Below are 11,574 nucleotides of genomic sequence, written 5' to 3'. Positions count from 1 at the left end.
CATGCAGACCGAGTTCCCTACCCAGTCCAGCTATCGTACCCAGCGTGAACAATTCCTGGCCGCCGCGACCACGGCAGGCGCAACGCTGACGGAGTATCCACACCCGCTCAAAGGACCGTTCGGCGAGCCCCTGAGTACCGATGTGGCGGTGCTGGGTGATCCGGGCGCCAAGCGGCTGCTGATTGCGTTGAGCGGCACTCACGGGGTCGAAGGCTTCTATGGCTCGGGCTGCCAGATCAAATGGCTGCAGGAGTTGGGCAAGCGTTCCCTGCCAACGGATGTCGCCGTGGTCATGATCCATGCCATCAACCCTTGGGGCATGGCGTGGTTGCGGCGGGTCAACGAAGACAACATCGACCTGAACCGCAATCACCTGGATTTCCAGCGACCGCTGCCAGACAACCAGGCCTATAACGCCCTGCACGAAATCTATGCCTGCCCGCAGTTGCACGGCCCGGATCGTGATTGTGCCGATGCCTTGCTCGACGAGCAGATTCGCCTGCATGGCTGGCCGGCAGTCATGTCGATTGTCGAGGGCGGTCAGCATGCTCATCCCGACGGCCTGTTTTTCGGCGGGCTGGCGCCGAGCTGGTCGAACCGCACGCTGCACAGGATCGTGCAAACGCACGTGGCCCATGCCGAGGTCGCCATGTGTTTCGACCTGCACACGGGGGCTGGCGAGTACGGTCATCCGATGTTGTTGACCATCACCGAGTCCGCCTATCCGGCACTGGCGGATGCGCAGGCGATTTATGGCCCGTGGCTCTACAGCCTGCAAACCGGCGCCGACACCCTGAGCGAAACCGGCGTGGCGGCAACGGCCACCGGCTACACCTCGCAGGCGCTGATCAATGCGCTGCCGCAGGTACGGTTGATGCCGTTTGTCATTGAGTGCGGGACCTATCCGGGGCCGGAGGTTCACCGTCATCTGCGCGATGACCACTGGCTGCATCTGCACGGCAACCCGAATGACGCGACAGGGCGCGAGATCAAGCTGAATCTGCTCGAGCAGTTCTATCCCGCCGACAGCGATTGGCAGGCGATGGTCTGGCTGCGCACCTGGCAGATCTGGGAGCGGGCGTTGTCGGCATTACCAACGGTTCGCAACTGACACCACTCAGTGGCTCGATGGCTGCGGCCCAGGCTTGCCTGTGACCGCGGCACGCGGGCTTCTTCACCATCATGCCGAAACCCTCACGCCGCCTTCGAGTGCCGTAGCCCCGGCCACTTTGCACAATTCGACCCCCGCCGCCGCAAAGCGAATCGCACTGCGCATGTACATCACGCCACGGGTGGCGCTGCATACAACCTGCGTAGCGCCAGTGATGGGGTCTATGACGTGCACCACCGGCTCATCACGCTCGATCCACGCGCCGGGTTTGTGCAGGAACACCACGAGCCCGGCGCAGGGGGCGCGCAAGGTCAGTGAGCCATCGAAGGGCGTAGCGGGCTGGAGCAGGGCGGGCATCGGCGGCGGTGTGCCGGCGAGGATTCCCCGGTGTTGCAGGAAGGCGTAGAGCGCGGCGGCATCGATGCGGGCCAATGCATGATCGACATCCGCTTCGCCGCGTAACTCGACAGTGGCGGCGATGCAGCCGGAAGGGATCGGAAAGCGTCCGGCAAACGCTTCGGCCAGGCGCCACCAGGGTTGACCGCATGCCTCGTCAAACGAACCGGCGCCCGTACCGCTGGCCAGCAGGCTGGCCTGTGCGCCTATGTAGCGCGCCAGCAGTTCGATCTGCGGCCAACAGGGCGTTTCTGCATACAGGTGAACCACGGCCTGGGCATCGCAATGCAGGTCGAGGACGAAGTCGGCGTCGTGGGCCAGCAGCAATTGTGCCTGGCGCATCGAGTCGATCTCGCTGGTCGGGCGGATCTGTTTCAGGGCGCTGGCCATGGCGTGCCGAATGATCTGCCGGTTTTCATCGGCATCCCCGGTCAGTTCATGGGCCAGCCGATCTCTGATTGTCTCGGCCAAATCAGGATAGCGGCGATTGAAATTTTCACCGCTGTTGAAATCGAAACGCCCCATCGCGTCGTGCATCAAGGTCTGTTCGAGGCCAATCGGATTGGCGATGGGGACCAGCACGATCTCCCCGAGGATCTGCCCCTGGGCCTCGGCACTGTCGAGCATTTCACGCAGGTGATGCAGGGCCAGCATGCCGGGCAATTCGTCGGCGTGCAGGCTGGCTTGCAGATAAACCTTGCCGGCGCGTCCGGGCTGGCCGTAATGGAAGCTGATCAGGTGCCGCTGGGTACAGGGGGTGCGGGTCAATAGGGGCTGATGCTCGACGCGCATAAAGCGTTCCTTGAGACAGAGGGGGCAAGTGCCGAGGGTTCCATCTTTATGAAAAAGAGTGGCCCCAACAATCGAATAATTTGCCCGTCACTGGTGAGCAAAATGATCCATTGACCGGCAGTGACACGCCCAAATGTTCAATAAGACTGTTCAATAAAATTTGACGGTGACGCAAATTTATTTCGATTGATGTAATTGTTTCGTCACCAATACTAGGGCCCTCGGTTCAGGTCTCTGTGAGCCTGACATTCCCAATAAGAATAAAGAGGTGCTCGCATGACCAGTTGTGCCCAGGCGCTCGTCCGGTTACTTGAAGGCTATGGCGTGGAGTCGGTGTTCGGCATTCCCGGTGTGCACACGGTCGAGCTATATCGCGGGCTGCACGGCAGTTCTCTGCGCCACATCAGCCCGCGCCACGAACAGGGTGCAGGGTTCATGGCGGACGGCTATGCCCGGGCCAGCGGCAAGCCAGGCGTGTGCTTCATCATTACCGGCCCCGGGATGACCAACATCCTCACCGCCATGGGCCAGGCCTACGCCGACTCGGTGCCGATGTTGGTGATTTCCACCACCAGCCGCCGCGAACATCAACGCCTGGGTCACGGCTACCTGCATGAAATGCCCGACCAGCGTGCAGTGGTCGCCGGGGTCTGCGCCTTCAGCCATACCTTGCAGCGGCCCGAGGAATTGCCGGAAGTGCTAGCCCGCGCCTTCGCGCTGTTCGGCTGTGCCCGCCCGCGCCCAGTGCACATCGAAATTCCGTTGGACGTGCTGGAAATGCCAGCTGACAACCTCGACCTGCGCCCACGTACCTTGCCGCAAGCCCCGGCGCCGGCGGCCGCGAATATTGCGGCGGCGGTGAAACTGCTGGCGGCGGCCCGCAAGCCGCTGATCCTCGCTGGTGGCGGCACCCGAGGCGCAGGCCCGCTGGTGCAGGCGCTGGCGGAAAAGTTGCAGGCGCCGGTCGCCCTGACCACCAATGCCCGTGGCCTGCTGGCGCCGGAGCACCCGCTGTTGCTCGACGGGGTGCAGTCGTCGGCTCATGGCCGTGCACTGTTTGCCGAAGCCGACGTGGTATTGGCGGTCGGTACCGAATTGGGCGAAACCGATTACGACTTCTTCGGTCTGGGCCCGCTGTCACTCAATGCGCCACTGATTCGCCTGGACATCGATCCCTTGCAGATCCTGGGGGCGGCACGCGCCGACGTGGGCTTGCTTGGCGATGCCGGGCAAGGGCTGCAAGCGCTCCTGGCGGCAGTGCCTGAAGCCCCCGCCAGCGACTGGGCATATCAGCGTGTGGCACAGGTCAACGCTGCTGAACGGTCCGGCTGGAGCAGCAAGCAAAACATCATGCAGCAGATGCTCGACACCCTGCGCGACAGCCTGCCCGCGCCGATCGTCGTCGGCGATTCGACCCAGCCGGTGTATCAGGGCGCGCTGGGTTATCGCGCCCCGCAAGCCAGCAGCTGGTTCAACGCCGGCACAGGCTTTGGCACCTTGGGTTACGGCCTGCCGGCGGCCATCGGCGCCAAGCTCGCCGCGCCCGATCGTCCCGTGGTGGCGTTGGTAGGCGATGGCGGTGTGCAGTTCTCCAGTGCCGAACTGATCGCTGCCCGTGAAGCGGAGTTGGGGGTGATCGTGGTGCTGTGGAATAACAACTGTTATGCCGAAATCCGCGACTACATGACCAACCGCGAAATCCCTCCGTTGGGCGTGGACATCCTGCCACCGGACTTTGCCGCATTGGCCAAGTCCTGCCACGTCGCCCACATCGCCATAAGCAGCCTTGAGCAGTTGCGCGAGGTACTTGCCAGCCAGGCCCACACCCGCCAGCCGATTCTGCTGGAACTGGACGCCGCCGCTTTCCTGTCTGCTTGAACCGTTAGGAGTGAACCGCATGGAATTGCAGAAAAGATTTGCCCTGAAGTGGATCGACCAGCATCGTCAGCAGTTATCGGATTGGCACCAGATCATCTGGCACTACGCGGAGCCCGCGTTTCGCGAGTACAAGTCCTGTGCCTGGTATGTGGATCAGTTGCGCAAGGAAGGTTTCACCGTCGAAGAAAACAGCGGCGGTATGCCCACCGCGTTTTGCGCAACCTTCAGTAATGGCCAGGGACCGGTGCTGGCGACCTACGCCGAATACGATGCCGTCCCCGGCAATTGCCAGGCGGCCACCACCCGCAAGATGCCCCGCGAAGGCCTGTCGCGCTTCGCCCCTGGCCACACCGATCCGCACTCTGCGCTCGGCATCAGTGCGTTGGGCGGGGTGCTCGCGGCGAAGGCGGCGATGCTTGAGTTCGGCATCGAGGGCACCATTCGTTTCTTTGGTGAGCCGGCGGAAAAGCTCCGTGCGTCCAAACCCGTACACGCCGCCAAGGGTTACTACGACAACCTGGATGCAGCGATCAGCTTTCACCCCACCTACATGTTGCCGCTGAACAACACCACCACCTGGGATACCCATTGCGGCATTGCTTACGCCTACATCTACAGCTTCACCTGCGAAGACCCGGAAAACTGGATTGCCGCCGACCGCTATAGTCCGATCCCGCAGAATCACCTGGCTGCGCGGGCGCCGGGTGCCAACGATGCGCTGATGCACTTCTACAACCTCAACGAAAGCCTGCGCCGTTCGACCCTGCCGTTCACCGGTTTGTGGAGTTACAACGAGGCCATCCTGACGGCCGGGCAGGCCACTGCCGACAACCTGCCACCGCACCTGTCACAGATCCAGTATCTGCTGCGTTGCGATTCGATCGAGCAGGCCGAAACCATTTCCCAGGTGATGGATAACAACGCCGCCGCTGCGGCGATGGCCACCGGTTGCCAGTGGAAAAAGACCTGGGTCTGCAAGTCCCGTGGCGGTCTGCCCAACCATGTGCTGGCGCGGGCGACCTACAGCAACCTGGCCGCCGTCGGCGCACCGCAATGGGGGGCTGAAGCCTGCGAGGTTGCCCGTGAGATCCAGAGCAATCTCGGCCTGGAACCGATGGCGGAACCCTTCCTGCCGGCCACTGAACAACTGATCGACCCGCAGGAATGCGAACGGCAGATGCGCCTGCAAATGCCGGCATGGCAGAAGTACCTGACTTCCGATGACTACCCCGAATACACCTGGCATTGCCCGACCGTGCGTCTGCTGGTGGCCCGCCCGATGCTTAGCGCTCCCGCCGGCCATGTGTACCCGGATTGGGTCTCCAATGCCTTGGGCGGCATACCGCAGACCATCGATCCGATGATCGAAGTGGCGGCGAAAACCATTGCCAACACCTTGCTCGACCTGTTCTGCAACGACGATTTGCTCAAGGCCGCCAAGGACGAGTTCAACCAGCGCACCGGCGGTGGCATCGGCGGTGAGCACTGGCAGGCGCCGCTGTTGCCGGCCGACTTTCAAGCCCCCCATCGCTTCCGCTGGCCGGAGTACATACGCACCGTGCGTGGCGAAGAGTGGTGGATCCCGGCGCGCGACGACGAATAGTCGTGGCGTTGCCCGGCCTGCCTGAACAATCAGAATTCGAGGATCCAGACGTGCAAGCACTCACCCACGTGAATATCCACCAGCCACACACTGACACCGCGGTCGTCGCCATCGATGACCTGCACAAGAGCTATGCCGATCACCACGTGCTCAAGGGCATTTCGATGCGCGCCAAAGAGGGCGAAGTGGTCTCGCTGATTGGCTCCAGTGGTTCGGGCAAAAGTACCTTGTTGCGTTGCATCAATCTGCTGGAAATCCCCTGCAGCGGCAGCCTGAGAATCAACGGCGAAGAAGTGCGTTTGAAGTCAGGGCGCGGTGGCGTCGCGCAGATCGCTGATCCGCGTCAGGTCGAGCGTCTGCGCACGCGTTTGAGCATGGTGTTCCAGAGTTTCAACCTGTGGCCCCATCGCACCGTGCTGGAAAACGTTATCGAAGCGCCGGTGTACGTACTCGGCGAGGACCGCAAGGAAGCCACGGCACATGCCGAGCACCTGCTGGAAAAAGTCGGCCTGATCGACAAGCGAAACGTGTATCCCTCGTTTCTGTCTGGTGGCCAGCAACAGCGCGTAGCGATTGCCCGCGCTCTGGCCATGCGCCCGCAAGTGATGCTGTTCGATGAACCGACCTCGGCCCTGGACCCTGAGCTGGTGGGCGAAGTATTGCGGGTGATTCAGGGCATCGCCGAAGAGGGGCGGACGATGATTCTGGTCACCCACGAAATGGCCTTTGCCCGCGATGTGTCGAGCAAAGTCATCTATCTGCATCAAGGCCGGATCGAAGAAGAGGGTACGCCGCAGCAGGTATTGCTCGATCCACGCAGTGAGCGTTGCCGGCAATTCGTGATGGCCCAGGACAACCGCGGATAACCCGCACTGATGTTTTCACCTCGATAACTACAACCTGAAAAGAGGCATCAAAACATGAAGAAAACTCTGTTGATCACCCTGCAAGCCTGCCTGCTGGCCGGCATCGCCAGTACCTCGTTCGCCGCTGACAAACTGGTGTTTGGTATCGCCCTGGAACCTTACCCGCCGTTCTCGTTCAAGAGCGGCAAGGGCGAGTGGAGTGGCTTTGAACCGGAGATGATCACCGCGGTCTGCGAGCGCATGAAGGCCGATTGCAGCCTTAACGAAATGTCCTGGGACGGCCTGATTCCGGCCCTGAAGTCGCAACAGGTAGACGTGGTGCTCAACTCGTTGTCGATCACTCCCGAGCGTCAGCAAGTGATCGATTTCACCCAGCCGTACTTCTTCACCCGCGCACTGTGGATCGGTGATCGCAGCATGGAGCTCGAACCGACCCCGGCCGGCCTCAAGGGCAAGATCATTGGCGTGCAGGGTTCGACCACCCACGCCGCGTTCGTCAAGAAGTACTACGGCGAAACCTCCACCATCCGTTATTACAACGACCAGGACGACATCCTCGCGGACCTGCGCAGCGGTCGCGTCGACATCATGCTGGCCGACCAGTTGGTGGTTGAACCGCTGCTGGACAACCCCGACAACTCGATGCTCGCCAGCAAAGGCGTGGCGCCGCTTGACCCGCTGTTTGGCGACGGTGTGGGCGCGGGTGTGCGCAAAGGCAACGATGCCCTGCGCGAGCGTTTGAACGTGGCGCTGCAATCGCTGCGTGCCGATGGCAGCTACGAAAAGATCCGTGAGCGCTACTTCAAGTCTGATATCTCGGCCCTTGAGTAATCAGCTTCTTCAGGCAAACCCAACACAGGTGTGCTCATGACACTTTCTGATATTTCCCGGCTGTTCTTCAGCGATGGCTGGCTCCAGGCCCTGGCCCAGGGGATGGTCAAGACCCTGGGGATTTCCCTGGGGGCTTTTGTCCTGGGGTTGGCCATCGGCCTGGTCGTGGCCATGGTCAAGCTCAAGGGGCCGCGCTGGATGGTCGTTTGCGCCAATTGCTACACCACGCTCTACCGCGCGGTGCCGGAATTGCTGCTGATCCTGCTGCTCTACTACGCCGGTGCCGATCTGATCAACCTGACGCTGGCCGCATTCGGCCAGCCGAGCGTCGAGATCAACGGGTTCATGGCTGCCGTGGTGGTGTTGGGCATTGTGCAGGGCGCCTATTCGGGGGAAATCATTCGCGGTGCGATCGAGTCCATCCCCCACGGTCAGATTGAAGCGGCGCGCGCCTACGGTATCTCCCGCAGCTTGCTGGTGAGGAGGGTGATCCTGCCGTGCATGCTGCCCTTCGCGATTGCCGGGTTATCCAACCTGTGGCTGGTGCTGGTCAAGGAAAGCGCCTTGATCAGCGTCGTGGGTTACAGCGAATTGCTGACGGCGGGCCGCCAGGCAGCGGCATCGACCAAGCATTATTTGCTGTTTTACCTCGCCGTGGCTGCGTTCTATTACTTGATCACGCTGGTTTCCAGCTCGGTCTTCCGGCAGGTCGAAGTGCGCTTCGAACGCTGGATGCCACGGCACGCATAAGGGGAGGGCGAGCATGGACTTTCATTGGCTGGGCAATTTTTACCAGGAGTTGGTCAAGGGCGCCGGACTGACCCTGCAGCTGTTGCTGATCTCCGGGGTTATCGGCTTTTTCATGGCAGTGCTTGTGGCGCTCGGGCGCTTGTCGAAGAACCGCTTCCTGTCCAACGGCCTGCGCTTTTACACCAGCGTGCTGCGGGGGACGCCACTGCTGGTGCAGATCTACGTGTTGTACTACGGCGTGGGCAGTGTTTTTGCGACCTTCCCGTTGATTCGCGGCAGTATGTTCTGGCCGTATTTGCGAGAAGGCTTCTGGTACGTGGCGTTCGCGCTGACCTTGAGCGTTTCCGCGTACGTCGGTGAAGTGTTGCGCGGTGGCTTGCGCACGGTACCGCGTGGCGAACTGGAAGCCGCGCGGGCCTATGGCATGCGCCCCTGGCTGGTGTTGCGCCGGGTGTGGATGCCGCGCGCCTTGCAGATGCTGCGTCCGACATTGGCCGGGGAAAGCGTGATGCTGCTCAAGGCCACGGCGCTGGCCTCGACCGTGGCGGTCACCGACCTGCTGGGCGCGGCAAACCTTGTGCGTTCGCAAACATTACGCGTCTATGAGCCGCTGCTGGTGGTGGCGGTGATCTACATCATCCTGGCGATTGTCATTGAGCAAGGTTTTGCCCGGATAGGCAAAACGCCGCAACGTCAGGCCTGACTTCACGGTCGATGGACACATCGGCCCAAGGGCTCAAAAGGAGTTTCATATGAAATATTCGTCCATGGTCAAACGCATCAGCGGCGAAACCGTCACCGCCTGGGACATTCACTACGCGGCCTGTGATGCACAGGCTCGCGGTGAAGATGCGATCGTGCTGAGCATCGGCGATCCGGATTTCGCCACTGCCGATGAGATATGCGCGGCGGCGGTTCAGGCAATCAATGAAGGCGACACCCACTACACCCACGTGATCGGTCGCCCGGCCCTGCGCGAAGCGATTGCCGCCAAGCAGTCGGCATTGCTCGGCCAGCCGGTGTCCGCCGACAACGTGGCGCTGGTGGCCGGCGCACAGAACGGTTTGTATGCCACGGCCATGTGCCTGTTCGAACAAGGCGATGAAGTGCTGGTGCCGGAACCCATGTACCTGACGTACGCGGCGAGCATCCAGGCTTCAGGTGCATGCCTGGTGCCGATTGCCCAGCCGGCCGAAGAAGACTTCCGCCTGACCCTGGCCGCACTGGAAGCGGTGGTGACCGACAAGACCCGTGGCATCGCCCTGGCCACGCCGAACAATCCCACCGGCAACGTCTACACCCGCGAGGAGCTGGAGGCCGTTGCGCTGATTGCCCAACGTCATAACCTGTGGGTAATCAGCGATGAGGTTTACGGTCAGCTGACCTATGACCGTCCGCACCAGAGTGTGGCCACCCTTGAGGGCATGGCCGAGCGCACCGTGGTGCTTAACAGCCTGTCCAAATCCCATGCCATGACCGGCTGGCGGGTAGGCTGGGTAGTGGGACCGCAAGAGCTGATCGGTCACCTCGATAACCTGTTGCTGTGCATGCTCTACGGCTTGCCGGGGTTCATTCAGGCCGCTGCGCTCAAGGCACTGGAACTGGATGAGCGAGTGGTCGGGGAAGGGCGGGCTCTTTACCGTCGGCGCCGCGACCTGGTGGTCGAAGGATTGCGCCATGTGCCGCTGCTCAAGTGCAAAGTGCCTGAGGCGGGCATGTTCATGCTGGTGGATGTGCGGGAGACGGGCTTGTCGAGCACGGACTTTGCCTGGCAACTGTTCCGTGAAACCGGTGTTGCCGTACTCGATGCCAGCGCTTTTGGCGCCAGTACCGCGGGCTTCGTACGCATCTCGTTCACGGTCTCCGACGCAGCGCTCAGTGATGCCTGCGGTCGAATCGCAGGCTTCATCGAGCGCCTTCGCGGGCAATGACGTTTCTGCTGCCACGGGGGTAGGGGACCTGCCCCTGCCTGCCTTGGCAGCCATTCGAATCCGATGCGATAACTTCAAGACTGCGGTACAGGAATACCTGTCACCGCAGTGCACTTTTCTCGAGGCATAAAAAACGGCTTACCTTTTGTAATAAGCCGTTTTTTATTCTTGGGTGGTACGCAGTATGTTGAATTCAACACCCAATGGGGACGCGCGAGGTGAGTGATAGATTTTTCATGAACCGCTTAGATCAGCGCTCCAGGTGACAATGTAAGGGAAAGCTATTAGAGCCAAAAGGAAAACAATGCCTGCGATCCAGGGGGTAATCAGTTTTCGCTTAAGTTTTTTTGGCAGCTTCGATAGCTCATTTTTCTCAAGGAGACCTCGCTTTTCAAAAAAGGCAGGAGCGAGGAGTAGAATAGCGATAGCGCAGTTTCTTATGACTTTCCCTACTATCCCGGAACTGCTGAAGGACTTTCGATTATTTTCTATGAATTTGCTTTTGTTTAGGTGGTCTTCTACTGTTTCTGTACACCTATGGGAAGATGCGATAATCCAGATAACTGTCAGTAGTTGGCCAGACATTATGCAAGTGCCTATGGCAGCTAATGCTAACGAACTCATTGCACTGCACTCTCATAAATAAGCTCACCTACAAACTCTCCGTAAGCGTCTGCCCAACTCACCTTGCGTAAGTTAGGCCGGCACCCACTGATGCGGCAGCAGTTGGTCGATCTCACTTGCCCGCTGCGTCGGCAGGCGCATCAACACATCTTTGAGATACGCATAAGGATCATGCCCATTCATGCGGGCTGACTGGATCAAGCTCATGATCGCAGCTGCCCGCTTACCGCTGCGTAGCGACCCGGCGAACAACCAGTTCGAGCGTCCAAGTGCCCACGGCCTTATCTGATTTTCGACCGCATTATTATCTATGGGCACAGCCCCGTCCTCGAGATATCGAGTCAGTGCCGTCCAGCGTTTGAGGCTGTAATCCAGAGCTTTGGCGATGGCCGACCCTTCGGGCACAAGATCGCGCTGGGCCAACATCCAGGTATGCAGTGCGTCGATCAGGGGGGCCGCTTTTTCCTGGCGTATTCGCCAGCGATTTTCGTCGGTCATTTCCCGCGCTTGCCGTTCAATTTCGTACAACCCGCCAATTGAGTGCAGCGCCTGCTCAGCCAGTTGGCTTTTATTCGTCGCGTGCAAATCGAAAAACTTGCGGCGGGCGTGGGCCAGGCAGCCGATTTCCGTGATGCCTTGCTGGAAGCTGGCTTTGTAGCCGCAATTATGTGTTGCAACACATAATGCCGGTTATGTTGCGGCCTGAGTTATGTGATCCCGACCGGGCGAATAGGCAGTTTCTCTGTTGTCGATAGGTGATTGACGCAACATAAGTTGCAGCGCCTTGGTAGA

General features: G+C 60.5%; 9 protein-coding genes and 1 pseudogene. 8 read left to right on the top strand and 2 right to left on the bottom strand.

Translation table 11 applies throughout. The features are described 5' to 3' along the window. Position 1 precedes the first annotated feature (1 nt). The gene (locus AC3IX1_RS24140; protein WP_489386085.1) at positions 2 to 1,111 is read left to right on the top strand and encodes a DUF2817 domain-containing protein; all 1,110 of its coding nucleotides are present in this window, start codon (positions 2 to 4) and stop codon (positions 1,109 to 1,111) included. 69 nt (positions 1,112 to 1,180) lie between these two features. Here AC3IX1_RS24140 and AC3IX1_RS24135 read toward each other — a convergent pair whose 3' ends face one another. Further along, the gene (locus AC3IX1_RS24135; RefSeq protein WP_489386084.1) at positions 1,181 to 2,299 is read right to left on the bottom strand and encodes a succinylglutamate desuccinylase/aspartoacylase family protein; all 1,119 of its coding nucleotides are present in this window, start codon (positions 2,297 to 2,299) and stop codon (positions 1,181 to 1,183) included. 276 nt (positions 2,300 to 2,575) lie between these two features. Here AC3IX1_RS24135 and AC3IX1_RS24130 point away from each other — a divergent pair, with 276 nt between their 5' ends. From AC3IX1_RS24130 to AC3IX1_RS24100, 7 genes are read left to right on the top strand one after another with little or no spacing between them, the layout of a single operon-like run. Then, positions 2,576 to 4,177: a 5-guanidino-2-oxopentanoate decarboxylase gene (locus AC3IX1_RS24130; RefSeq protein ID WP_489386083.1), complete on the top strand. Its 1,602-nt coding sequence runs from the start codon at positions 2,576 to 2,578 to the stop codon at positions 4,175 to 4,177. Positions 4,178 to 4,196: 19 nt separating this feature from the next. After that, positions 4,197 to 5,780 carry a zinc-binding metallopeptidase family protein gene (locus tag AC3IX1_RS24125; RefSeq protein WP_489386082.1) on the top strand — a complete coding sequence of 528 codons (1,584 nt, stop codon included), beginning with the start codon at positions 4,197 to 4,199 and terminating at the stop codon, positions 5,778 to 5,780. Between the two features lie 50 nt (positions 5,781 to 5,830). Next, positions 5,831 to 6,646 carry an ABC transporter ATP-binding protein gene (locus AC3IX1_RS24120; RefSeq protein ID WP_489386081.1) on the top strand — a complete coding sequence of 272 codons (816 nt, stop codon included), beginning with the start codon at positions 5,831 to 5,833 and terminating at the stop codon, positions 6,644 to 6,646. 54 nt (positions 6,647 to 6,700) lie between these two features. After that, complete coding sequence (locus tag AC3IX1_RS24115) at positions 6,701 to 7,477, top strand: transporter substrate-binding domain-containing protein (protein WP_347909015.1); 777 nt, start codon at positions 6,701 to 6,703, stop codon at positions 7,475 to 7,477. Positions 7,478 to 7,513: 36 nt separating this feature from the next. Further along, positions 7,514 to 8,227 (top strand): ABC transporter permease, encoded by a 714-nt coding sequence (locus tag AC3IX1_RS24110; protein WP_489386080.1) that lies wholly within the window; start codon positions 7,514 to 7,516, stop codon positions 8,225 to 8,227. A gap of 13 nt (positions 8,228 to 8,240) precedes the next feature. After that, a complete protein-coding gene (locus AC3IX1_RS24105) occupies positions 8,241 to 8,930 on the top strand; it encodes an ABC transporter permease (protein WP_489386079.1) in 690 nt (229 codons plus the stop codon). Between the two features lie 49 nt (positions 8,931 to 8,979). Then, positions 8,980 to 10,158, top strand: a complete 1,179-nt coding sequence (locus AC3IX1_RS24100) for a pyridoxal phosphate-dependent aminotransferase (protein ID WP_489386078.1) — start codon at positions 8,980 to 8,982, stop codon at positions 10,156 to 10,158. A gap of 696 nt (positions 10,159 to 10,854) precedes the next feature. Here AC3IX1_RS24100 and tnpC read toward each other — a convergent pair. Beyond that, a pseudogene (gene tnpC, locus AC3IX1_RS24095) lies at positions 10,855 to 11,442 on the bottom strand (IS66 family transposase); the annotation flags it as partial. Positions 11,443 to 11,574 lie beyond the last annotated feature (132 nt).

This window comes from Pseudomonas sp. KH_046_2 (assembly GCF_057838985.1).
This window is presented reverse-complemented; position numbering and strand designations above follow the sequence as displayed.